This is a genomic window from Luteimicrobium sp. DT211 (genome assembly GCF_049844995.1).
Taxonomy (GTDB): Bacteria; Actinomycetota; Actinomycetes; order Actinomycetales; family Cellulomonadaceae; genus Luteimicrobium.
Genome location: NZ_JBNCMC010000002.1, coordinates 22,661 through 45,643 on the forward strand (window position 1 = coordinate 22,661; position 22,983 = coordinate 45,643).

Consider the following 22,983-nt stretch of genomic DNA (forward strand, 5'->3'; position numbering starts at 1 on the left):
GGACGGACGGCTCCGTCCCGGAATCCCGCGGACCTGATGGGTCCGGGGCGTGCGTCACTGCCACCGGAACCACCGGCGCGTGGCCCACCCGAGGACGACGGTCCACACCAGGAGGACCACCACGGGCCCGACGGGGACCGAGCCGTCCAGCAGGGCGCCGCGCATGGCGTCGCCGAGCGCGCCGGACGGCAGGAGCGCTGCGACGTGCCCCCAGCCCGACGCGAGGTGCGCGGGCGGCACGAGCACGCCGCCCGCGACGATGAGCACCACGAGCAGGAGGTTGGCGACCGCGAGGACGCCCTCGGCCCGCAGCGTGCCGGCGACCAGCAGGGCGAGCGACGTGAACGCGGCCGTCCCGAGCAGCGCGGCGACGATCGCGAGCGGAATGCCCGAGGCCTGCGGGTGCCAGCCCAGGACCAGCGCGGCGACGACGAGCACGACGGCCTGCACGACCTCGACGGCGAGCACGCCGAGCACCTTCCCGGCGAGCAGCCCGCCGCGGCCGAGCGGCGTGGTCGCGAGCAGGCGCAGGACGCCGTTGCGCCGGTCGAACGCCGTGGCGATCGCCTGGGACGTGAACGCCGTCGACATGACGGCCACGGCCAGGACGCCCGGGGTCAGGAAGTCGATCCGGGTGGCGCCGGACGTGTCGAGCTCGACGGCGTGCACCCGGTCCAGCCCGACGAGCAGGAAGAGGGGGAGCAGGATCGTCACGAGGATCTGCTCGCCGTTGCGCAGGATCGCGCGGGTCTCGAACGAAGCCTGGGCGGCGATGCGCCGCCGGGTCGGCGCGGCGCCCGCGTGCGGGGTCCCGGCGTCCGGCACGGTGGTGGCGGACGTGCTCATCGCAGGTTCCTCCCCGTGAGGTCGAGGAAGACGTCCTCGAGCGTGCGGCGCCCGACGGCGACCCGGGACGCGAGCACGTCGCGCGACGCGAGCGCCTGCGTGAGCGCCACGAGGGTCTCGGGCCCGACGACGCCCTTGGTCACGTACTGGCCGGGCGCGCGCTCGCGCAGCTCGAGGCCGCGCAGGAGGTCGGTCGGCAGCCCGGGGGCGGCCTCGAGGCGCAGGGTCTGCTCGTGCTGCGCGCCCTCGGCGCCGCCGCCGTCCGTCACGAGCTCGCGCACGGAGCCCTGGGCGATGACCTTGCCCCGGTCGACGATCAGCACGTCGTCGGCGAGGGCCTCCGCCTCGTCCATGAGGTGGGTGGTGAGCACGACGCCGACGCCGTCCGCGCGGAGCTCCGCGACGAGCTCCCAGACGGCGCGCCGCGACTGCGGGTCCATGCCCGCGCTGGGCTCGTCGAGGAACACGAGCTCCGGGCGCCCGACGACGGCGACCGCGAGCGCGAGCCGCTGCCGTTGCCCGCCGGACAGGCGTCGGACGGTCGTGCGCGCGAACGAGCCGAGGCCCAGGCGCTCGGACAGCTCGCCGACGTCGCGCGGGTCGGCGTACATGCGGGCGACGTGCTCGAGCATCTCGAGCGCGCGGACGCCGGTCGGCAGGCCGCCGTCCTGCAGCATCACGCCGACGCGCGGGCGCAGCGCGGCGGCGTCGGCCAGGGGGTCGAGGCCGAGCACGCGGACGGACCCGGCGTCGGGGGAGCGCAGGCCCTCGCAGCACTCGACCGTGGTGGTCTTGCCGGCGCCGTTGGGTCCGAGGACCGCCGTGATCGCGCCGCGGCGCGCGGCGAACGACAGCCCGTCGACGACGGCGGTGCCGGCGTACCGCTTGACGAGGCCGTCCACGCGCAGCGCCACGTCACCGGTGGACGGTCGCTCGGCGCGGGCTGGGCCGGTCTCGGGGGTGCGGGACACGAGCGCCCAGTGTAGGAGGCGTGCCTGACCGCTCGGGCTCGGAGCGGGTCTTTCGCCGGGTTGGAGCGGTGTTCGTCTCGTCACGTAAGGGGTGCCTTGCTTGCACCCGCCCATTTTGGCAACGAAGATGTTTCCTAACGTCTGGCTGTGCCGGGCATGCTGAGGAGGTGAACCGGTGGCGACGACCCACGTGCGCGTGCAGGACCCGTCCGACCAGGACGCCTCGATGCACGACGCCTCGACCCGCGAGCGCGTGCTCGCCCTGATCGCTTCCGAGGGCCCCGTCAGCGCCGCGAGCCTGGCCGCCGACCTCGGGCTCACGTCGGCCGGCGTCCGCCGCCACCTGGCCTGCCTCGAAGAGGACGGCCTGATCGCGGTCCACGACGCGGGCGCGCACGGGCCGGGCAAGGCCCAGCGCGGCCGCCCCGCCCGCCGCTACGTCGCGACCCGCCAGGGCCAGTCGCGGATGGCGGGGGAGTACCCCGAGCTCGCCAGCGCGGCGCTGCGGTTCCTGCGCGACCACGTCGGCCCCGAGGCCGTGGAGGCCTTCGCCGCCGAGCGGTTCGCCGGGATGGCCGACCGGTACCGCGACGGCGTCGACGCACCCGACGTCGCCGGGCGCGTCGACCAGCTCGCGGGCCTGCTCGCCGCGGACGGCTACGCCGCGAGCGTCCGGCCCGTCTCCGCGGGTCTGCCCGGGGCCAGCCTTCGCCTCGTGCAGCTCTGCCAGGGCCACTGCCCGGTCCAGCAGATCGCGGCCGAGTTCCCCGAGCTGTGCGAGGCGGAGGCCCAGGTCTTCACCGAGCTCCTCGGCACGCACACGCAGCGCCTGGCCACGTTGGCCGGCGGCGGTCACGTGTGCACCACCAACGTCCCCGTCGTGACCGCCCCCGGACGGTCCGTCGAACGCCCGAACGACCCCCTTGCCTCGCCCCCCGCGGAAGGAAGCAGATGAGCGCCCCCACCCAGGACACCCGCCGCACCGACGACGAGATCATCGCCGAGATCGGTGGCTACGGGTACGGCTGGCACGACTCCGACGACGCCGGCGCCACCGCGCGCCGCGGCCTCTCCGAGGACGTCGTGCGCAACATCTCGGAGCTCAAGAACGAGTCCGAGTGGATGCTGAAGACGCGCCTCAAGGCCCTGCGGCTCTTCGACAAGAAGCCCATGCCGCACTGGGGCGCCGACCTGTCCGGCATCGACTTCGACTCGATCAAGTACTTCGTGCGCTCGACCGAGAAGCAGGCGGCCTCGTGGGAGGACCTGCCCCCGGACATCAAGGCCACCTACGACAAGTTGGGGATCCCGGAGGCGGAGAAGCAGCGCCTCGTCGCGGGCGTCGCCGCGCAGTACGAGTCCGAGGTCGTGTACCACCAGATCAACGAGCAGCTCGAGGCGCAGGGCGTGCTCTTCCTCGACACCGACACCGCGCTGCGCGAGCACCCGGAGATCTTCGAGGAGTACTTCGGCACCGTCATCCCGTCGGGCGACAACAAGTTCGCCTCGCTCAACACGGCCGTCTGGTCGGGCGGCTCGTTCGTCTACGTGCCGCCGGGCGTGCACGTCGAGATCCCGCTGCAGGCCTACTTCCGCATCAACACGGAGAACATGGGCCAGTTCGAGCGGACGCTGATCATCGCGGACGAGGGCTCGTACGTGCACTACGTCGAGGGCTGCACCGCGCCGATCTACTCGTCCGACTCGCTGCACTCCGCGGTCGTCGAGATCGTCGTCAAGAAGAACGCCCGCGTGCGCTACACGACCATCCAGAACTGGTCGAACAACGTGTACAACCTCGTGACCAAGCGCGCGACGGTCGCCGAGGGCGGGACGATGGAGTGGGTCGACGGCAACATCGGCTCCAAGGTCACCATGAAGTACCCGGCCGTCTACCTCATGGGCGAGCACGCCAAGGGCGAGACGCTCTCCATCGCGTTCGCCGGCGAGGGCCAGCACCAGGACACGGGCTCGAAGATGGTGCACCTCGCGCCGCACACGTCGAGCTCGATCATCTCGAAGTCCGTCTCGCGCGGCGGCGGCCGCTCGTCGTACCGCGGCCTCGTGCAGGTCATGGAGAGCGCGCACAACTCCAAGTCGAACGTCCTGTGCGACGCGCTGCTCGTCGACACGATCTCGCGCTCCGACACGTACCCCTACGTGGACGTGCGCGTCGACGACGTCGAGATGGGCCACGAGGCGACGGTCTCGAAGGTGAGCGAGGACCAGCTCTTCTACCTGATGTCCCGCGGTCTCGAGGAGACCGAGGCCATGGCGACGATCGTGCGCGGCTTCATCGAGCCCATCGCGCGCGAGCTGCCCATGGAGTACGCGCTCGAGCTCAACCGCCTCATCGAGCTGCAGATGGAGGGGTCGGTCGGCTGACCGCGTCCCGCGCCCGTCTCGTCCGTTCCCTCCCTCACCACCGGAGCCCTTCGTCGTGACCACCTCGACCGACCTGTCCACCGACCACAGCCGCGCCCGGCTCGACGGCGCGCACAGCCACGGCATCCCCACGGGCGTGCCCGAGCGCGACCGTGCCGAGCGCCTCACCTCGTTCGACGTCGCCGACTTCCCCGTACCCACGGGCCGCGAGGAGGAGTGGCGCTTCACCCCGCTCGCGCGGCTGAAGCGCGTCTTCGCCGCCGAGGCGTCCGACGCGCGGCTCGCGACCACCACCTCGCTGCCCGACGGCGTCACGCTGACGACCCTCACGCTCGCCGAGGCCCGGGAGCGTGCCGTGCTCGCGCCCGCCGACCTCCCGGCCGCCGGCGCCGCGAGCCTCGCGGGGGAGGCCGTCCTCCTCTCCGTCCCCGCCGGGTTCACCTCGACCGACCCGCTCGTCGTCGACCTCGCCGGCTCCGGCGTGGACGACCTCGTCTGGGGCCAGGTGCTCGTCGAGGTCGGCGCGAACGCCGAGGTGGCGGTCGTCGTCACCCACACGGGTTCCGCGACGTACTCCGCCCAGCTCAGCGTCGACGTCGCCGAGGGCGCGCACGTCACCTTCGTCTCGATCCAGGACTGGGACGACGACGCCGTGCACCTTGCGGAGAACGACCTGCGCCTCGCGAAGGACGCGACGCTCAAGCACGTCGTCATGACGTTCGGGGGCGCGCTCGTGCGGATCCCCGTGAACGCGCGGCTGGAGGGCGAGGGCTCGAACCTCGAGCTCGTCGGCGCGTACTTCACGGACGCCGGGCAGCACCAGGAGCACCGCCTGTTCGTCGACCACGCCACCCCGCGGGCCCGCTCGCGGGCCACGTACAAGGGCGCGCTCCAGGGCGACGGCGCGCACGCGGTATGGGTCGGCGACGTCCTGATCCGCGCCGAGGCCGAGGGCACGGACACCTACGAGCTCAACCGCAACCTGGTCCTCACGCCGGGCGCGCGCGCCGACTCCGTGCCGAACCTCGAGATCGAGACCGGGGAGATCGAGGGTGCGGGCCACGCGTCCGCCACCGGCCGGTTCGACGACGAGCAGCTCTTCTACCTGCAGTCGCGGGGCATCCCGGAGCTCGAGGCGCGGCGCCTCGTCGTGCACGGCTTCTTCGCCGAGCTCGTCCGCGAGATCGGCGTGCCGAGCGTCGAGGAGCGCCTGCTCGTCTCGATCGAGAAGGAGCTCGCGGTCGAGCCCACGGGCGGCGCGCCGGAGGCCGCATGACCGCCCAGCTCGCCTGCCGGACCGACGCGCTCGAGCCCGCCGAGGCGCTGCGCGTCGAGCTGCCCGCCGCCGACGGGGCCCTCGTCGAGGTCGCCGTCGTCCGTGACGAGGACGGCGACTGGCACGCGATCTCCGACATCTGCTCGCACGGCCAGGTCTCGCTGTCCGACGGCGAGGTCGAGGGCTGCACGGTCGAGTGCTGGCTGCACGGCTCGACCTTCGACCTGAGCACCGGCCAGCCGCTGTCGCTGCCCGCGATCCGGCCCGTCCCCGTCTACCCGGTGACCGTCGACGGCGAGCAGGTGCTCGTCGACGTCGACGCCCGGGCCAACTGACCACCCAGACCCGCAACACCACGAGGAGCCACCCCCGATGTCCACCCTTGAGATCCGCGACCTGCACGTCAGCGTCGAGACGAAGGAGGGCCCCAAGGCCATCCTCCGCGGAGTCGACCTGACGATCGCCAGCGGCGAGATCCACGCCGTCATGGGCCCCAACGGCTCGGGCAAGTCGACGCTCGCGTACTCGCTCGCGGGCCACCCGAAGTACCAGGTCACGTCCGGCACCGTCACCCTCGACGGCGAGGACGTCCTCGCGATGACCGTCGACCAGCGCGCTCGTGCCGGCCTCTTCCTCGCCATGCAGTACCCGGTCGAGGTCCCCGGCGTGTCGGTCTCGAACTTCCTGCGCACCGCGAAGACCGCGATCGACGGCGAGGCGCCCGCGCTCCGCACGTGGGTCAAGGACGTCAAGACGGCCATGGGCAACCTCCGCATGGACCCCGCGTTCGCCGAGCGCTCGGTCAACGAGGGCTTCTCGGGCGGCGAGAAGAAGCGCCACGAGATCCTCCAGCTCGAGCTCCTCAAGCCCCGCTTCGCGGTGCTCGACGAGACCGACTCGGGCCTCGACGTCGACGCGCTGCGCATCGTGTCCGAGGGTGTGAACCGCGCGCACGAGGCGAGCGACCTCGGCGTCCTGCTGATCACGCACTACACGCGGATCCTGCGCTACATCAAGCCCGACTTCGTCCACGTGTTCGTCGACGGCCGCGTCGCCGAGGAGGGCGGCCCGGAGCTGGCCGACCGCCTCGAGAACGAGGGCTACGACCGCTTCCTGCCCGCCGGGACGGTCGCCTGACATGCCGTCGTCCGCCACGCAGGGTGCGCCCGCACCGACGGGCGCCCGCCTGACCGACGCCGAGCTGGCGGCGGTCCGGGCGGACTTCCCGCTGCTCGGGCGCACCGTGCGGGGCGGGCACCCGCTCGTCTACCTCGACTCGGGGGCGACGAGCCAGAAGCCCGACCCGGTGCTGGACGCCGAGCAGGACTTCTACGTGCAGCGCAACGCCGCCGTGCACCGCGGCGCGCACCACCTGGCCGAGGAGGCCACGGAGGCGTTCGAGCGGGCGCGGGCCGACGTCGCCGCGTTCGTCGGGGCGGACGAGGGCGAGCTCGTGTGGACCTCCGGGGCCACCGCCGCGATCAACCTCGTCGTGTACGCGATGGGCAACGCGACCGCGGGGCGGGGCGGTGCGGCGGCCCGGCGGTTCGCGCTCGCGCCCGGCGACGAGATCGTCGTCACCGAGGCCGAGCACCACGCGAACCTCGTGCCGTGGCAGGAGCTCGCTGCCCGCACCGGCGCCGTCCTGCGCTGGCTCGAGGTCGACGACGAGGGCCGGGTCCGCACGGACCAGGCCGTCGACGTCGTGACCGAGCGCACGCGCGTGCTGGCGTTCACGCACGCGTCCAACGTCACCGGGGCGGTCACGCCGGTCGCACCGCTGGTCGCGCGTGCGCGCGAGGTCGGCGCGCTGACCGTCCTCGACGCCTGCCAGTCGGTGCCGCACCTGCCCGTCGACCTGCACGCGCTGGGCGTCGACTTCGCCGCGTTCTCGGGGCACAAGATGCTCGGCCCGACGGGCGTCGGCGCGCTCTACGGGCGGCGCGAGCTGCTCGAGGCGCTGCCACCGTTCCTCACCGGCGGGTCGATGGTCGAGGTCGTGACGATGGCCGAGACCACGTTCGCGCCGCCGCCGCAGCGGTTCGAGGCGGGCACGCAGCCGGTCGCGCAGGCGGTCGCGCTCGGCGCGGCCGCGCAGTACCTCGGTGAGCTCGGCATGGACGCCGTGGCGGCGCACGACCACGAGCTCGCGGGCGAGCTGCTGCGGGTCGCCGAGATCCCGGGCGTCCGGGTGATCGGCCCCGCCGAGCCCGGCGCCGTCGGGGAGCGGCTCGCGATCGTGTCGTTCGTCGTCGACGGCGTGCACGCCCACGACGTCGGCCAGGTGCTCGACGCCGCCGGGATCGCCGTGCGCGTGGGGCACCACTGCGCGCAGCCCCTGCACCGCCGGTTCGGGGTGGCGGCCACGGCCCGCGCGTCCGCGTCCGTGTACACCACGGCCGACGAGGTCGCCGCGTTCCGGGAAGCCCTGGCCGGGGTCCGGGCGTTCTTCGGGGCGGAGGGAGCACGATGACGAACCAGCTCGAACAGCTTTACCAGCAGGTCATCCTCGACCACGCCCGGTCCGCGCACGGCCGCGGCCTGGCGGTCGCGGACGCCGTCGGGCATCCCCACGGAGAGTCGCACCAGGTCAACCCCACGTGCGGCGACGAGGTGACCCTGCGGGTCGCGCTGTCGGACGACGGCGCGACCACCATCGAGCAGGTGAGCTGGGAGGGCCAGGGCTGCTCGATCTCGCAAGCCTCGCTCTCCGTGCTCACGGACCTCGTGAGCGGCCGGAGCGCCGAGGACGCGGAGCAGCTCGGCGAGACGTTCCGGGCCCTCATGGCCTCCCAGGGCAAGGGCCTCGACGAGAGCCTCGAGGACGAGCTCGGCGACGCCACGGCGTTCACCGGCGTCTCGCAGTTCCCGGCACGCATCAAGTGCGCGCTGCTCGGTTGGGCCGCGCTGCGCGACGCACTGGCCAGGGCCGGAGCGGCGTCCGCGACGTCGACCCCCGTGGCGCCCGCCCCCAAGACGCAGGACTTTCCGAAGGAGGACGCATGACCACCGATGCCGACAAGGTGCCGACCACGGCCCCGCCGGCCGTGACCCCGGAGGCGGCCGCGGCCGCCACGCCGGCGACCGTCGAGGAGGTCGAGGAGGCGCTCCGAGACGTCATCGACCCCGAGCTCGGGATCAACGTCGTCGACCTGGGCCTCATCTACGGGGTGACGATCGACGAGAACAACCACGCGACGATCGACATGACGCTGACGTCCGCGGCCTGCCCGCTCACGGACATGATCGAGGACCAGTCGGCGCAGGCGCTCGAGGACGTCGTGACCGGGTTCCGCGTGAACTGGGTCTGGATGCCGCCGTGGGGCCCGGAGAAGATCACCGACGACGGCCGCGAGCAGCTGCGGGCGCTGGGCTTCAACGTCTGAGCGTCCGTCGCGCCGCGACGGAAGGCCCCCCGAGCAGCGGAGACGCTGGTCGGGGGGCCTTCGTGCTGCGTGCTCAGGACCCGCGGCGTGCGGCCCCGTCGGCGCCGGGCCTCGGTCGCGGCCTCCTCGGCGCCCGCCACGTCGTCCTCGCTCCGCGCGACCTCCTCGGCCGCCGCAGCGACGGCCTCGCGCGCCTCGTCGACCGAGGCGGCCCGCGCCTCGCGCACCTCGCGCCGGCGGGCGAGCTCGGACTCGGCCTCCGCGACCGCCGCGTCCGCCCGGTCGAGCGCTTCCGCGACGGACGCGAGGTCGGCCCCTCGTTCGTGGTAGGCCGCGCGTGCGGCGTCGAGCGACTCCTCCGCGCGGTCGAGCGCCTCGGTAGCGTCGGCCACCGCCCGCTCCGCGTCGTCCCGCCCGCCGCTGGTCTCGTCGTGCTCGTCGTGCTCGTCCTGCTCGGCGCCGCGCGCCGCCTTGGCCGGGCGCGCCGGCGCGGGCGCGGGCGGCGTGGAGGGCAGGTCGACGGGCTCGCCCGCCTCGTCGACGAGCCCGAACCCGACGTGCTGGAGCGCACGGGCGAGGTTCCCCGCGCGGACGGCCGCCGCGGCGCCCGGGTCGGCGACGGCGGCGACGAACGTGTCCCGGACCGCCCGCAGCGTGGCCTCGGACGCGGGCCGGCCGCCGGGCCGCACGGTGTCCGCGACGCCGTCGAGCAGGGCGTCCAGCAGCCGGCGGCGCTCCTTGTCGAGCGCGACGAGGCGCTCGCGGTCGCTGTGCGCCGTCGCGTCCCGCAGCTCGTCGCCGACCGCGACCACGGCGTCGACGGCGTGCGGGACCGTGCGCGCCGCCTGGTCGACGACCCAGGCGGAGGTCGTCGGCTTCGGCAGCGCCGCGATCCGCCGTGCGAGCGGACGGTCGCCGGCGGATCGCGCCGAGCGGGCCTCCCCGTCGCGGGCGGCGACGAACTCGTCCAGGGGGAGGCCGTAGAGCCGGTGGACCAGCGCGGCGGGGATCTCGCCCTCGTCGGGGGCGTCGTCGGCACGCGCGCGGGACGTCACGCCCCCAGCCTGCCCCGGGGACGCCGGAGCCGCCCGGGTTCGGCTGCCCGAACTTCTGACTCCGCATCCCCTAAGATCGCCGTATGACGGAGAGGCGCACGGGCACGGTCCCCGCACGCGCGCGCGACGACGGGGCAGCCCGGCCCGGTCGCGCCTCCCTCGGCCGCGGGCTCCTGCCGCTGCTCGGCCCGGCCTTCGTCGCGGCGATCGCCTACGTGGACCCCGGCAACGTCGCCGCGAACATCACCTCCGGCGCGCGCTACGGCTACCTCCTCGTGTGGGTCCTCGTGCTGGCCAACGCGATGGCCGTGCTCGTGCAGTACCAGTCGGCCCGGCTGGGGATCGTCACCGGGCGCTCGCTGCCCGAGCTCCTGGGCGACCGGCTGCCGCGCGGCCGGCGGATCGCGTTCTGGGTGCAGGCTGAGGTCGTCGCGGCAGCCACCGACGTCGCCGAGGTCATCGGGGGAGCGATCGCGCTCCAGCTGCTCTTCGACCTGCCCCTCGTCGTCGGCGGCGTGATCGTCGGCGTCGTCTCGCTCGGCCTGCTCACCGTCCAGGGACGCGGGCAGCGGCGGTTCGAGGCCGCCGTCGTCGCCCTCCTGGCCGTGATCACCGTCGGGTTCGTCACCGCCCTGTTCGTCTCGCCGCCGGACGCGGGCGGCGTGCTCGCGGGCCTGGTGCCCCGGTTCGCGGGCACCGACTCCGTCCTCGTCGCGGCGTCCATGCTGGGCGCGACGGTGATGCCCCACGCGATCTATCTGCACTCGGCGCTCGCACGCGACCGGCACGCCCCCGACGGTGCGTCCGCCGGGCCGGAGGCCACCGCCGCGGACCATCGCCGGACCCGGCGGCTGCTCGGCGCGACCCGCTGGGACGTCGTGGGCGCGCTCGTGCTCGCCGGAGCCGTCAACGTCGCGCTCCTGCTCGTCGCGGCGGCGAACCTGCAGGGGGCGGACGGCACCGACACCATCGCGGGCGCCCATGCGGCCATCGTGGACGCGCTCGGGCCCACGATCGGGGTCGTGTTCGCCGTCGGGCTGCTGGCCTCGGGGCTCGCGTCGACGTCGGTGGGCGCGTACGCGGGCGCCGTCGTCATGGGCGGGCTGCTGCGGGTGCGCGTGCCGCTCGCCGCGCGCCGCATCGTCACGCTCGTCCCGGCGCTCCTGCTCCTCGCGGGCGGCGTGGAGCCGACCTGGGCGCTCGTGCTCAGCCAGGTCGTCCTCAGCTTCGGCATCGCCTTCGCGCTCGTCCCGCTCCTGTGGCTCACTGGCCGCCGCGACGTCATGGGCGAGTTCGCCGACGGGCGCTGGATGCGGCTCGGGGGCTGGACGTGCGCCGTCCTGATCGTCGGGCTCAACGTGGCGCTGCTCGTCCTCGGCGTGTGAGCCGGGAGGTGACGCCCGTCACCTCGGGGCGGATCGCCTCGGGGAACCCCGCGCCGGGCCCGTAGACTCGACCCCCGTGATCTCAGCCCAGAACGTCGAGCTGCGCGTCGGCGCACGCGTCCTCCTCGAGGACGCCTCCTTCCGCGTCGGCCCCGGCGACCGCGTGGGCCTGGTGGGCCGCAACGGTGCGGGCAAGACCACCCTGACCAAGGCGCTCGCGGGGGAGACCCAGCCCACCGGAGGGCAGATCGTCCGCTCGGGCGACGTCGGCTACCTGCCCCAGGACCCGCGCAGCGGCGACCTCGACCAGCGCGCCATGGACCGGGTCCTCTCGGCCCGCGGCCTGGACGACATCGTGCGCCGCATGCGCGAGGCCGAGGGCGAGATGGCGAGCGCGGACGCCGACACCATGGTCGCCGCGCTCGACCGCTACCCGAAGCTCGAGGCCCGGTTCCTCGCCGCGGGCGGGTACGCGGCCGAGTCCGAGGCCGAGCGCATCACCGCCAACCTGGGCCTCGACGAGCGGGTCCTGGGCCAGCCCATGCGCACGCTCTCCGGTGGCCAGCGCCGGCGGATCGAGCTCGCGCGGATCCTGTTCTCGGGCGTCGAGACGCTGCTCCTGGACGAGCCGACGAACCACCTGGACGCGGACTCGATCATCTGGCTGCGGGACTACCTCAAGTCGTACTCGGGCGGCTTCGTCGTGATCAGCCACGACGTCGAGCTGCTGCGCTCCACGGTCAACCGCGTGCTGTACCTCGACGCCAACCGGTCGGTCATCGACACCTACGCGATGGGCTGGGACGCCTACCTGCAGCAGCGCGAGTCGGACGAGCGGCGCCGGCGTCGCGAGCGGGCGAACGCGGAGAAGAAGGCCGGTGCGCTCATGGTGCAGGCCGAGAAGATGCGCGCGAAGGCCACCAAGGCCGTGGCGGCGCAGAACATGATCCGCCGGGCCGAGAAGATGCTCGGGTCGCTGGAGGGCGAGCGCGTGAGCGACAAGGTCGCACACCTGCGCTTCCCGACGCCCGCGCCCTGCGGCAGGACGCCGCTCACCGCGGAGGGCCTGTCCAAGGCCTACGGGTCGCAGGAGGTGTTCACCGACGTCTCGCTCGCGATCGACCGGGGGAGCCGCGTGGTGATCCTGGGCCTCAACGGCGCCGGGAAGACGACGCTGCTGCGCATGCTCGCGGGCGTCGAGAGCCCGGACACCGGCGAGGTCGTGCCGGGCCACGGCCTCAAGCTCGGCTACTACGCGCAGGAGCACGACACCCTGGACCTCGACGTGAGCGTCGTGGAGAACCTGCGGCACGCGGCGCCCGACCTCACCGACACCCAGGTGCGGTCGGTGCTCGGGTCGTTCCTGTTCTCGGGCGACGACGCCGACAAGCCCACCCGGGTGCTCTCCGGCGGCGAGAAGACGCGTCTGGCGCTCGCCACGCTCGTCGTGTCAGCGGCCAACGTCCTGCTGCTCGACGAGCCGACCAACAACCTCGACCCGGCGTCCCGCGCCGAGATCCTCGGGGCGCTGCGCTCGTACGAGGGCGCCGTCGTCATGGTGACCCACGACGACGGAGCGGTCGACGCCCTCACCCCCGAGCGCGTGCTGCTGCTCCCGGACGGCGACGAGGACCTCTGGAACGACGGCTACGCGGAGCTCGTCTCCCTGGCCTGAGGCTCCGGCTCGGGCGCGTCGCCCGACCGGCGGTCCGCCGCGAGCTGCGCGTCGACGATCGCGTCCTCCTCGTCCTCGAGGCTGACCCTCGTCGGCCGGCCGGAGCGTCGCGCCGCCTGCCGCGCGGTCCGCGCCGTGTCGACGTCGTCGTACCCGGCGAGCAGGTCGCCCGCCGTGAGCCGGGGCCCGCGCTCCCGCCGCCACAGCACCGCGTACGCGGCGAACATCCCGACGGCGAAGATGAGCCACTGGATCGTGTAGGACAGGTTGGTGTCGGGGTCGGGCGCGGCAGGCGCGGGCAGCGTCTCGATCGCGTCCGTCGCGGCCGGGTCCTCGGAGGTCATGACGCCGTAGGCGGCCGTCGTCCGGCCGTCGGCCCACGCGGCCCCGCCGGGCGCCGCGGCGAGCACCGCGTCGGTGGAGATCGCCTGGACCTGGCCGGCGGGCGCCGACTTGGTGGGCGCCGGCTCGTCCGCGCGGAGCCGGGCGACGACGGTGACGTCGCCCGATGGCGGCGCGGGGACGGCGTCGGGCCGCTCGGCGCTGCTCGACGACAGCGGCACGGTGCCCCGGTCGACGACGAGCACGACGCCGTCGACGGGCGTCCCGGGGTCGTCGACCACGAACGGCACGAGCACGTGGAAGACCGCGGCGCCGTCGACGGGACGGTTGCGGAGCAGCACGGTCCGGTCGGCCTCGTAGTGGCCGCGGGCGGTGACCGACCGCCACACGTCGCCGGGCGGGAGCGGCTCGCCGGGGGCGGGAAGCAGGTCGGCGACCGGCACCGGGTCGGCGCCGTACGCGGACGAGATCTGCTCGGCCTGCGACTTGTGCAGGTCGTACCGCGACCACTGCCACTTCGCGGCGAGCAGGCAGACGAGCGCCAGCAGCACCGCGCCGACGGCGAGCACGATCCACTGCCGGCGCGTCCTGGCGCCGCGGACCTCGCTCACGCGCCGCCTCCCGCGCTCGCGTCGAGCCGGTCGAGCTCGGCCGCCGGCACGACGTCGCGCAGGAAGCCCCGCAGCTCGAGGAACTCGGCGAGGTGCTGGCGGTGGTCGTCGCACGCGAGCCAGACCTTGCGGCGCTCCGGGGTGTGCAGGCGCGGGTTGTTCCACAGGAGCCCCCACCCCGCGGTCGCGCGGCAGCCCTTCGCGCTGCAGACCAGCTCGCCCACGGCGTCCGCGCGCGGGCCCAGCTCCTCGGCGCTCATGCGGCGTTCCCGTGGTCGCGGGAGGAGGGTCCCTGGTCGGCCTCGCCCGGGCGGTCGTTGTCGTCCTCCGGCTCCTGCTCGACGACGACGCCGGGCGCGATCGCGGGCCGCTGCGGCTCGTCCTCGCTCGCCTCGAGCCCTCGGTACTCCATGCCGACGGAGTCGGACCCGCGGCGCTGTCCGCTCGCGTTCGCGAAGATCACCGCCGTGTACGGCAGGACGACGGCGCCGACGATCAGGACGATCCGCACCGGCCAGCTCGGCACCAGGATCGCGCCCAGGAAGCACAGCAGCCGGACGGCCATCTGGATCGCGTAGACGCGCATGCGGCGCGACTGCTCGTCGTGCCGTGACTCGGGTGCGGAGGTGATGGAGACGACCTCGTCGTCGCCCGCCTCGCGCGGGTCGTGCCCTGGCGTCCTGCTCACCGAGCCAGTCTAGGCGCGACGTCTGGGAGCGGCGGGCTTGTCGGGTCCGCACAAAAGCGAGGAGGGCGCCCGTCGCGCGGCGGCAGCGCTCCGAGGTGCACCGACGGGATAGGTTGTGTGGCGGCTCCAGGACCTGAACAGGACCGGAACGTGCCGCACACCACACCCCGACCGAGCGGAGCAGCAGTGAGCGAGACGACGAACGACGTGACCCCCGCGCCGCGCACGGTGCTGGTCACCGGCGCGAACCGCGGGATCGGCCGCGCCATCGCGGAGCGCTTCGTCGCGCAGGGCGACCGGGTCGCCACCCTCTACCGCGGCGGCGACCTGCCCGACGGCGTCCTCGGCGCCGTCGCCGACGTGCGCGACACCGCGGCCGTCGACGCCGCCTTCACCGAGATCGAGAACGCGCTCGGCCCGGTCGAGGTGCTCGTCGCGAACGCGGGCGTCACCAAGGACGGCCTCCTGCTGCGCATGCGCGACGAGGACTTCACGGACGTCATCGACGTCAACCTCACCGGCACCTTCCGCTGCGTGCGCCGCGCCTCGAAGAGCATGATCCGCCTGCGGCGCGGGCGCATCGTCCTGATCTCGTCGGTCGTCGGTCTCTACGGCGGCCCGGGCCAGGTCAACTACTCCTCCTCGAAGGCCGCGCTCGTCGGCATGGCGCGGTCGATCGCGCGCGAGCTCGGCGGCCGCGGCATCACGGCGAACGTCGTCGCGCCCGGGTTCATCGAGACCGCGATGACGGCCGAGCTGCCCGAGGCGCGCCAGACCGAGATCAAGGGCCAGATCCCGGCGGGCCGCTACGGCTCGGCGCAGGAGGTCGCCGGCGCGGTCGCGTTCCTCGCGTCCGACGACGCCGCGTACGTCAACGGCGCCGTGATCCCCGTCGACGGCGGCCTCGGCATGGGCCACTGACGGCACCCCCGCACTTCGCTTCGACCGCACGACCTCGACCCTGCCCGGCCGGGCCCGCCCCGGTACGCTCAGGTCGAGCTCTTCTCTGAAAGGACACCGATGGGCCTGCTCGACGGCAAGAAGATCCTCGTGACGGGAGTCCTCACGGACGCCTCGATCGCGTTCCAGGCCGCGCGCCTCGCGCAGGAGGAGGGCGCCACCGTGCTGCTCACCTCGTTCGGCCGCCAGGCCAAGCTGACGCAGGCGATCGCCAAGCGCCTGCCCGCCGAGGCGCCGGTGCTCCAGCTCGACGTCCAGAGCGCTGAAGACCTCGCGAACCTCGACCGTTCCGTGCGCGAGCACGTCGACTCGCTCGACGGCGTCGTGCACTCGATCGGCTTCGCCCCGCAGTCCGTGATGGGCGGCAACTTCCTCGCGGGCGAGTGGAAGGACGTCGCGACGGCGCTCGAGGTCTCGGCCTACTCGCTGAAGTCGCTTGGCGTCGCGACCCGCAAGCTCCTTACCGACGGGACCCCCGGCGGGTCGATCGTCGGCCTCACGTTCGACGCGACCCTCGCCTGGCCGGTCTACGACTGGATGGGTGTCGCCAAGGCGGCGTTCGAGTCGACCGCGCGCTACCTCGCCCGCGACCTCGGCCCGGACAAGATCCGCGTCAACCTCGTGTCGGCCGGCCCCATCAAGACGGTCGCCGCGAAGTCCATCCCCGGCTTCGAGAAGCTCGACGCGGAGTGGCCCGAGCGCGCCCCGCTCGGCTGGGACAACTCGACCGCGGAGCCCGCGGGCCGCGCGATCGCCGCGCTGCTCTCCGACTGGTTCCCGGCCACGACGGGCGAGATCGTGCACGTCGACGGCGGCTTCCACGCGATGGGCTCCTGAGTGAGGCTCGCCGCGTGACGGGCACCGAGCCCCGGCAGACGACGCGCACCACCGACGCCCCCGACGGGGCGCCCGGTGGCGCGCGTCGTCTCGTGCTGCTCCGCCACGCGAAGGCCGAACCCGCCGGGTCCGGCCCGGACCACGCCCGTCCGCTGGCGCTGCGCGGCCGTGCGCAGGCGACGCAGGTAGGGCAGACGCTGACCGCCGCGGGGCTCGTCCCCGACGTCGTGCTCTGCTCGTCGGCACTGCGGACCCGGCAGACGTGGGACCTCGTCGCCGGGCGGCTGCCGGCGACGCCGGCCGTGACGGTCGACGACGCGCTCTACCACCTCACCGTGCGCGAGCTACTCGCCCTCGTGCACGAGCTGCCGGACGACGCGCGGACGGTTCTCGTCGTTGGGCACGAGCCCACCATGGGGGCGGCGTCCGCGTTCCTCGCGGGACCCGACTCCGACCAGGGTGCGGTGACGGTCGCGCGCGTCGGGCTGCCGACGGGCGGCTACGGCGTGCTCGAGGCCGACGCCGCGTGGTCGGCCTGGGGCCGCGGGGCGGCGCTCCTGCGGCACGCGGGGCGACCTGCCGACTGACGGGGCCGCCCGCGGGCGCGCGGTCAGCCGATCGCCGACGAACCCTGGCCGATCGGTTGATGCACGCCCGGGCCGTCGCTCCGGATGCTGGGGCCATGGCCTCCACGACGACCCCGTCCCCGCACGTCCGCCTGCACCCCGAACCCGTGCCCGCCGGGGAGACGGAACGGTGAACGGCCCCGCAGAGGTTGTCGTCGTCCTCGGGGTCGTCGGGTACCTGGTGGTCCGACGGATGGTGGGGGAGCCGGCCGAGGGGCGGCGGATGATCCTGCTGCCCGTGGCACTCGTCGCGGTAGGGCTGACGAACCTGGGGCACGTCGCCCTGGCGCCGGTCTCCGTGGGCGTCCTCGCTGCCTCGACCGTGGTCAGCCTGCTCCTCGGCGTGCTCCGGGGCGTGAGCGTCCGGGTCTTCGAGCGCGACGGCGTGGTGTGGATGCGCTACACCGTGACCACCGTGGCGCTGCTCGCGGCGAACCTCGCGCTCAAGCTCGGCACCGACCTGGTGCTCCGGGCGCTCGACCGGTCCGCGGAGCACGCGGTCGGCCAGGGCCTCGCCCTGACGCTCGGCGCCGGCCTGCTCGCCGAGGGCGCCGTCGTGCTGTCCAAGGCGGTGCGGTCGGGCGGACGTGTCCGCTGGGAGCGGGACGCGGGCGACAGGCAGCAGGGCCGGTTCTAGGTGCGTCCGGCGAGGGGCGGACGGTCCGCCGCACGCTCGGGGCCGAACCGCACCCACCGGCCTTCCGAGACCACCGTCACGGTCCCGCCCCAGACGCGGATCGCCGTCTGCTCGTCGATCGCGTACGCCGGGCCGCCGAGGTCGGCGGCCCAGCGTTCGGCCGCGTCGAGGGTGTCGGTCGGGAACGCGTCGAGGTGCGGGAAGATCGAGAAGTCGACGACCCCGAGGGCGCGGTCGTCCGGGGCGCTCGGCCACTCGACGAAGGACGGGCCGATCCGCGGCGTCATCACCATGCTTCCGGCGCTCACGCCGACCCAGACCAGCTCGGGCAACGACGGCAGGAGCTCGGCCAGGCCGGACTCCCGCATCCAGTGGCCCAGGTAGGTCGCGTCGCCGCCGTCGACCAGGAGTACGTCGGCCTCCCGGACCCACGGGACCCACCGCTCGGCCCCGATCGTGGGGAGGGCGGTCAGCTCCAGGACGCCGAGGGAGCCCCAGCCCAGCCCGGTGAAGTGCCGGAAGTCCGGCTCGGCGGCCACGAGGCCGCGCACCGACCGCGGTCCGCACCGGGGGTGCCCCCACTGCGCGGTCGGCACGACCAGCGCGTGGCACTCCTCGATCGGCTTGTCGAGCAGCTCCACGAGCGCCGAGCGGATGCTCGGGTTCGTGACGCCGCCGGACGTGAGCAGGAGCTTCATGGCGCCTCCAGGTCGTGGAGCGGAACTGCCCCACCGTGATGACCCGCGGCGCCGCCCGGACTCATCGGGCCCGGCGCACGCGCCCGTCAGCGGGCGGCGTCGGCCGCGTCGACGACGTCCAGCACCTCGTCGAGGCGCCCGTCGACGGCGTAGGGTGCCTGCTCCCTGACGACCGGTTTCGCGCGGAACGCGATCCCGATCCCGGCCGCGCGGATCATGTCGAGGTCGTTGGCGCCGTCGCCGACGGCGACCGTGTCCGCCATCGGGACGTGGAGCTCCGCCGCGAGCTCGCGCAGCGCGCGCTCCTTCGCGGCGCGGTCGACCACCGGCCCGGTCGTCCGGCCCGTGAGGCGGCCGCCCGACACCTCGAGGCGGTTCGCGCGGAACCGGTCGATGCCGAGCGCGCGCGCGAGCGGCTCGACGACCTCGGCGAAGCCGCCGGACACGAGCGCCACCACCCAGCCGCGGCGGTGCGCCTCGGCCACGAGCTCGCGCGCCCCGGGCGTGTGCGTCGCCGACGCGCGGACGTCGTCGAGCGCGGACGCCGGGACCCCGGCCAGGGTCGCGACGCGCTCGCGCAGCGACGCGGCGAAGTCCAGCTCGCCCCGCATGGCCCGCTCGGTCACCGCCGCGACCTGCTCGCGCGTGCCCGCGTGGTCCGCGATGAGCTCGATGACCTCCTGCTCGATGAACGTCGAGTCGACGTCCATCACGAGGAGGCGACGGCGGTGGGCGGTCTCGGGCTCGCGCGGCTCGGGCACGGGTCGGGCTCCTCGCGGGTCGGGGCCCTCGGGCCCGTTCGGTTCAGTCGACGACCGTCCCCTTCGGGACGACCGTGATGCCGGACGCGGTCACGGTGAACCCGCGCGCGCGGTCGGCGTCCGGGTCGAGACCGATACGCGCCCGCGCGCCCACGATGACGTTCTTGTCGAGGATCGCGCGGTGCACCTGCGCGTGGCGGTGCACCTGCACGCCGTCCATCAGGACGCTGTCCGACACGGACGACCACGAGTGTAGGTGGACGCCGGGGGACAGGACGGAGCCGACCACGGTCGCGCCCGAGATGAGGACGCCGGGCGAGACGATCGAGTCGGCGGCGTGGCCGAGACGGCCCGGGCCGGCGTGCACGAACTTCGCGGGCGGCAGGCCCGTGTACCCCGTGTAGAGGGGCCACTCGTCGTTGTAGAGGTTGAAGACCGGGTTGATCGAGATGAGGTCCTTGTTGGCGTCGAAGTACGCGTCGATCGTGCCGACGTCGCGCCAGTAGCTGCGGTCCCGGTCCGTCGCGCCCGGTACGTCGTTGCGGATGAAGTCGTAGACGCCGGCCGTCCCGCGGTCGACGAAGTACGGCACGATGTCGCCGCCCATGTCGTGCGCGGAGGCCTCGTTCGCGGCGTCGCGGGTCACGGCCTCGACGAGCGCGTCGGCGTCGGCGACGTAGTTGCCCATCGACGCGAGCACCTCGCCGGGGGAGTCGGCCAGCCCGACCGGGTCGGTGGGCTTCTCCAGGAACGCGCGGATCCGGCCGGGCTTGTCCGGGTCGACGTCGATGACGCCGAACTGGTCCGCGAGGGCGATCGGCTGCCGGATCCCGGCGACCGTGAACTCGGCGCCCGAGGCGACGTGCTCGTCGACCATCTGCGAGAAGTCCATCCGGTAGACGTGGTCGGCGCCCACCACCACGACGATGTCGGGCCGCTCGTCCTCGATGATGTTGAGGCACTGGTAGATCGCGTCGGCGCTGCCGAGGTACCAGTGCTTGCCGACGCGCTGCTGCGCCGGGACCGGGGCCACGTAGTTGCCGAGCAGCGTCGACATGCGCCACGTCTTCGCGACGTGCCGGTCGAGGCTGTGGGACTTGTACTGGGTCAGCACGATGACGTGCAGGTAGCGCGAGTTGATGACGTTCGACAGCGCGAAGTCCACCAACCGGTAGATCCCCCCGAAGGGGACCGCGGGCTTGGCCCGCTGCGCCGTCAGGGGCATCAGTCGCTTGCCCTCGCCGCCGGCGAGGACGATCGCGAGGACTCGCTTCGTCGCCATGGCTGCACCCTACGGTCTTTCCGGGCGCCACGTGGGCCGACGGCGCGCGGGCGCACGCTAGCGTTGCGCCATGCGCGTCGACCTGCTCTCCCGCGAGTACCCACCGAACGTCTACGGCGGCGCGGGGGTGCACGTCGCGGAGCTGTCGCGGGTCCTCGCGCGCCGGCTCGACGTGCGCGTGCACGCCTTCGGCCCCGGGGACCCGCTGCGCGTCCCGGAGCGGTCCGCGCCCGGCGAGCCGGTCGTCACGCGGTACGGCGTGCCCGCGGAGCTCGCGGACGGCGACGCGGCGCTCGCGACGTTCGGCGTGGACCTGCAGATGGCCGGGCGCCTCGCCGGGACGGACCTGGTCCACTCGCACACCTGGTACGCGAACCTCGCGGGCCACCTCGGGTCGCTGCTGACGGGTGCGCCGCACGTCCTGTCCGCGCACTCGCTCGAGCCCCTGCGCCCGTGGAAGGCCGAGCAGCTCGGCGGCGGCTACGCGCTCTCGAGCTGGGCGGAGCGCACCGCGTACGAGGCCGCCGACGGCGTGATCGCCGTGAGCGCGGGCATGCGCGCGGACATCCTGCGCGTCTACCCGTCGGTCGACCCGGCGCGCGTCCACGTCGTCCACAACGGGATCGACCTCGACGGCTGGCAGCGGCCGGAGGCACCGGACGAGGTGGCGGACGCGCGGGCGACGGTCGCCCGCCTCGGCATCGACCCCGACCGGCCGACCGTCGTGTTCGTCGGCCGGATCACCCGGCAGAAGGGCCTGCCGTACCTGCTGCGCGCCGCCGAGAGGCTCGCCCCGGAGGTCCAGCTCGTCCTGTGCGCCGGCGCGCCCGACACACCGGAGATCGCGCAGGAGGTGTCGTCCGCCGTCGCGCGGCTCGCGACCGAGCGCACCGGCGTCGTCTGGATCGAGCAGATGCTGCCCCGCCAGGAGCTCGTCGCCGTGCTCGCCGCGTCGACGGTGTTCGTGTGCCCGTCGGTCTACGAGCCGCTGGGCATCGTCAACCTCGAGGCCATGGCGGTGGGGCTGCCCGTCGTCGGGTCGGCGACCGGCGGGATCCCCGAGGTCGTCGACGACGGTGTGACCGGGCTGCTCGTGCCGCTCGACCAAGCGGACGACGGCACGGGCACGCCGCTCGACCCCGACCGCTTCGTGGCCGACCTCGCGGACGCTCTCACGGCCGTCGTCTCGGACCCCCCGCGTGCCGCCGCCATGGGCCGGGCCGCGCGTCGGCGGGTCGAGGAGCACTTCGCGTGGGACGCGATCGCCGACCGGACGGTCGCCGTCTACGAGCAGGTCCTGGCGGGCGCCCGGTGAGCGCGCCCGACACCGCCGGCGAGCGCGTGATCCGCGTGGCCGCCGCCGTCGTCACCGACGACGCCGGCCGCTACCTCCTCGTCCGTAAGCGCGGCACGACCGCGTTCATGCAGGCGGGAGGGAAGATCGAGCCCGGCGAGGACGCCCGTGCCGCGCTCGTGCGAGAGCTCGCGGAGGAGCTCAGCGTCGACGTCGCGCCCGCCGACCTCGTGTCGCGGGGCACCCACCACGCCGCCGCGGCCAACGAGCCCGACCATCACCTCGTGGCCGAGGTCTTCGAGGTGCGCGGCACCCTCGAGCCGCGGCCGGCCGCGGAGATCGAGGAGCACCGCTGGGTCCACCCGGACGACGTCGGCGACGTCGAGCTCGCCCCGCTCACCCGCGACCTGCTCGCCGCGGCCACCGCCAGGTAGACGGGCCGCCCGTCTACCTCGCGGTCAGCGCAGGTGGAGCGTGGCGGCCTCGAGCGCCCGACGCGCGGCCTCGCCCACGGCGTGCAGGGCCGCGCCGCGCTGGTCGGACTGCCACAGGTTGACGGCGCCGCCGTCGTCCCGGGTCGCGAGGTCCACGATGGTGCGCAGCCTGACGGCCTGCGAGAGCACGCGGGCCCGCTTGGGGTCGAGTGCGGCGGGCACGCTCGCGCCCAGGTCGAGGGGGGACCGGAGCCGGGCGATCGCGTCGGCGGCGTCCTCGCGCCAGCTCGCGACGTCGAGTGAGTCGAGGGCCTCGGTGGCGGTCACGAGGGCGGCGCGCAGGTCCCGCTCGGCGTCCTCGACGCTGCCGACGGAGCCGAGCACGCGGGTCTGCCACGGCCCGACCTCGACGACGTCCCAACGGACCAGGTGACCGGGCTCGAGGTCGCTGCCGAACCGCTGCACGTCCGGGACGGCCGCGAACGCGCGCCCGCGGCGCTCCACGAGGACGCACTCCCCGGCGTCGACGGCGGCGTGCGACACCGGCGCCGGGACCGCCGCGGCACGGCCGGCCTCGGGCAGGAGCGCGACGACGGCGTCCGTGCGTCCCCACGCCGCGAGCAGCCGGCCCACGCCGGTCGCCGGTCCGTCGTCGTCCCTCGCCGCGCGGTCGTCGTCGAGGTCGAGCTCGAGCCCGGCGACCTCGTGGGGCTCGTCGTCGCCCTGGACGAGCCGCGCCGCGCGGGTGAGCGAGGCGGCGTCGCGGGGGCCGAGGGCCAGCCACAGCGCGAGCACGGTGCTGCGGGAGAGGGCGGGTGGCGTGTACGGATCCAT

25 protein-coding genes are annotated in these 22,983 nt (G+C 74.3%); 16 read left to right on the plus strand and 9 right to left on the minus strand.

The window, feature by feature from the left end; translation table 11 throughout:
* Positions 1-54 precede the first annotated feature (54 nt).
* On the minus strand, positions 55-846 hold the full coding sequence (locus ACLQ14_RS04245; RefSeq protein WP_425810236.1) for an ABC transporter permease: 792 nt from the start codon (positions 844-846) through the stop codon (positions 55-57).
* Complete coding sequence (locus ACLQ14_RS04250; protein WP_425810238.1) at positions 843-1,817, minus strand: ABC transporter ATP-binding protein; 975 nt, start codon at positions 1,815-1,817, stop codon at positions 843-845. The genes ACLQ14_RS04245 and ACLQ14_RS04250 overlap by 4 nt, the downstream gene beginning before the upstream one ends.
* Positions 1,818-1,992: 175 nt before the next feature.
* On the opposite strand from ACLQ14_RS04250, the gene ACLQ14_RS04255 reads away from it, so the two are divergent.
* The 10 genes from ACLQ14_RS04255 (at position 1,993) to ACLQ14_RS04300 (ending at position 12,979) form a co-directional block, all read left to right on the plus strand.
* Positions 1,993-2,772: a helix-turn-helix transcriptional regulator gene (locus tag ACLQ14_RS04255; RefSeq protein ID WP_425810240.1), complete on the plus strand. Its 780-nt coding sequence runs from the start codon at positions 1,993-1,995 to the stop codon at positions 2,770-2,772.
* Complete coding sequence (gene sufB, locus ACLQ14_RS04260; RefSeq protein WP_425810242.1) at positions 2,769-4,202, plus strand: Fe-S cluster assembly protein SufB; 1,434 nt, start codon at positions 2,769-2,771, stop codon at positions 4,200-4,202. The genes ACLQ14_RS04255 and sufB overlap by 4 nt, the downstream gene beginning before the upstream one ends.
* 55 nt (positions 4,203-4,257) lie before the next feature.
* Entirely contained in the window at positions 4,258-5,478 is a 1,221-nt protein-coding gene (gene sufD / locus ACLQ14_RS04265; protein WP_425810244.1) for a Fe-S cluster assembly protein SufD, read from the plus strand.
* Complete coding sequence (locus ACLQ14_RS04270; RefSeq protein WP_425810245.1) at positions 5,475-5,813, plus strand: non-heme iron oxygenase ferredoxin subunit; 339 nt, start codon at positions 5,475-5,477, stop codon at positions 5,811-5,813. Before sufD ends, ACLQ14_RS04270 begins: the two co-directional genes overlap by 4 nt.
* Before the next feature lie 37 nt (positions 5,814-5,850).
* Complete coding sequence (gene sufC / locus ACLQ14_RS04275) at positions 5,851-6,615, plus strand: Fe-S cluster assembly ATPase SufC (RefSeq protein WP_425810246.1); 765 nt, start codon at positions 5,851-5,853, stop codon at positions 6,613-6,615.
* Between the two features lies 1 nt (position 6,616).
* Positions 6,617-7,951 (plus strand): SufS family cysteine desulfurase, encoded by a 1,335-nt coding sequence (locus tag ACLQ14_RS04280; RefSeq protein ID WP_425810248.1) that lies wholly within the window; start codon positions 6,617-6,619, stop codon positions 7,949-7,951.
* A complete protein-coding gene (gene sufU, locus ACLQ14_RS04285) occupies positions 7,948-8,484 on the plus strand; it encodes a Fe-S cluster assembly sulfur transfer protein SufU (RefSeq protein WP_425810250.1) in 537 nt (178 codons plus the stop codon). Before ACLQ14_RS04280 ends, sufU begins: the two co-directional genes overlap by 4 nt.
* Positions 8,481-8,864: a metal-sulfur cluster assembly factor gene (locus ACLQ14_RS04290; RefSeq protein ID WP_425810252.1), complete on the plus strand. Its 384-nt coding sequence runs from the start codon at positions 8,481-8,483 to the stop codon at positions 8,862-8,864. Before sufU ends, ACLQ14_RS04290 begins: the two co-directional genes overlap by 4 nt.
* 1,138 nt (positions 8,865-10,002) lie before the next feature.
* Positions 10,003-11,304 carry an Nramp family divalent metal transporter gene (locus tag ACLQ14_RS04295; protein ID WP_425810254.1) on the plus strand — a complete coding sequence of 434 codons (1,302 nt, stop codon included), beginning with the start codon at positions 10,003-10,005 and terminating at the stop codon, positions 11,302-11,304.
* 76 nt (positions 11,305-11,380) lie between these two features.
* On the plus strand, positions 11,381-12,979 hold the full coding sequence (locus ACLQ14_RS04300) for an ABC-F family ATP-binding cassette domain-containing protein (RefSeq protein WP_425810256.1): 1,599 nt from the start codon (positions 11,381-11,383) through the stop codon (positions 12,977-12,979).
* Here ACLQ14_RS04300 and ACLQ14_RS04305 read toward each other — a convergent pair.
* The 3 genes from ACLQ14_RS04305 to ACLQ14_RS04315 are packed head-to-tail and all read right to left on the minus strand — an operon-like array spanning position 12,952 to position 14,620.
* A complete protein-coding gene (locus ACLQ14_RS04305) occupies positions 12,952-13,932 on the minus strand; it encodes an SURF1 family protein (RefSeq protein WP_425810258.1) in 981 nt (326 codons plus the stop codon). The genes ACLQ14_RS04300 and ACLQ14_RS04305 overlap by 28 nt on opposite strands.
* Positions 13,929-14,192: a hypothetical protein gene (locus ACLQ14_RS04310; RefSeq protein WP_425810260.1), complete on the minus strand. Its 264-nt coding sequence runs from the start codon at positions 14,190-14,192 to the stop codon at positions 13,929-13,931. The genes ACLQ14_RS04305 and ACLQ14_RS04310 overlap by 4 nt, the downstream gene beginning before the upstream one ends.
* Entirely contained in the window at positions 14,189-14,620 is a 432-nt protein-coding gene (locus ACLQ14_RS04315) for a DUF3099 domain-containing protein (RefSeq protein ID WP_425810262.1), read from the minus strand. Before ACLQ14_RS04315 ends, ACLQ14_RS04310 begins: the two co-directional genes overlap by 4 nt.
* A 186-nt stretch (positions 14,621-14,806) precedes the next feature.
* Here ACLQ14_RS04315 and fabG point away from each other — a divergent pair, with 186 nt between their 5' ends.
* The 4 genes from fabG (at position 14,807) to ACLQ14_RS04335 (ending at position 17,680) form a co-directional block, all read left to right on the plus strand.
* Positions 14,807-15,541 (plus strand): 3-oxoacyl-ACP reductase FabG, encoded by a 735-nt coding sequence (gene fabG / locus ACLQ14_RS04320; protein ID WP_425810264.1) that lies wholly within the window; start codon positions 14,807-14,809, stop codon positions 15,539-15,541.
* Between the two features lie 99 nt (positions 15,542-15,640).
* On the plus strand, positions 15,641-16,417 hold the full coding sequence (gene fabI / locus ACLQ14_RS04325; RefSeq protein ID WP_425810266.1) for an enoyl-ACP reductase FabI: 777 nt from the start codon (positions 15,641-15,643) through the stop codon (positions 16,415-16,417).
* 14 nt (positions 16,418-16,431) lie between these two features.
* Positions 16,432-17,004, plus strand: coding sequence for a SixA phosphatase family protein (locus ACLQ14_RS04330; protein ID WP_425810268.1), 573 nt, complete (start codon positions 16,432-16,434; stop codon positions 17,002-17,004).
* Positions 17,005-17,173: 169 nt separating this feature from the next.
* On the plus strand, positions 17,174-17,680 hold the full coding sequence (locus ACLQ14_RS04335) for a hypothetical protein (protein WP_425810270.1): 507 nt from the start codon (positions 17,174-17,176) through the stop codon (positions 17,678-17,680).
* Here ACLQ14_RS04335 and ACLQ14_RS04340 read toward each other — a convergent pair.
* The 3 genes from ACLQ14_RS04340 to ACLQ14_RS04350 form a co-directional block, all read right to left on the minus strand.
* The gene (locus ACLQ14_RS04340) at positions 17,677-18,378 is read right to left on the minus strand and encodes a Type 1 glutamine amidotransferase-like domain-containing protein (RefSeq protein ID WP_425810272.1); all 702 of its coding nucleotides are present in this window, start codon (positions 18,376-18,378) and stop codon (positions 17,677-17,679) included. The two genes, ACLQ14_RS04335 and ACLQ14_RS04340, sit on opposite strands and share 4 nt — an antisense overlap.
* Before the next feature lie 86 nt (positions 18,379-18,464).
* Positions 18,465-19,139, minus strand: a complete 675-nt coding sequence (serB, locus tag ACLQ14_RS04345; RefSeq protein ID WP_425810274.1) for a phosphoserine phosphatase SerB — start codon at positions 19,137-19,139, stop codon at positions 18,465-18,467.
* A gap of 43 nt (positions 19,140-19,182) precedes the next feature.
* On the minus strand, positions 19,183-20,421 hold the full coding sequence (locus ACLQ14_RS04350) for a glucose-1-phosphate adenylyltransferase (protein WP_425810276.1): 1,239 nt from the start codon (positions 20,419-20,421) through the stop codon (positions 19,183-19,185).
* Between the two features lie 70 nt (positions 20,422-20,491).
* Here ACLQ14_RS04350 and glgA point away from each other — a divergent pair, with 70 nt between their 5' ends.
* Both glgA and ACLQ14_RS04360 read left to right on the plus strand, forming a co-directional pair.
* Complete coding sequence (glgA, locus tag ACLQ14_RS04355; RefSeq protein WP_425810278.1) at positions 20,492-21,736, plus strand: glycogen synthase; 1,245 nt, start codon at positions 20,492-20,494, stop codon at positions 21,734-21,736.
* Entirely contained in the window at positions 21,733-22,149 is a 417-nt protein-coding gene (locus tag ACLQ14_RS04360) for an NUDIX hydrolase (protein WP_425810280.1), read from the plus strand. Before glgA ends, ACLQ14_RS04360 begins: the two co-directional genes overlap by 4 nt.
* Positions 22,150-22,173: 24 nt before the next feature.
* On the opposite strand, the gene ACLQ14_RS04365 is transcribed toward ACLQ14_RS04360, so the two are convergent.
* The gene (locus tag ACLQ14_RS04365; protein WP_425810282.1) at positions 22,174-22,983 is read right to left on the minus strand and encodes a hypothetical protein; all 810 of its coding nucleotides are present in this window, start codon (positions 22,981-22,983) and stop codon (positions 22,174-22,176) included.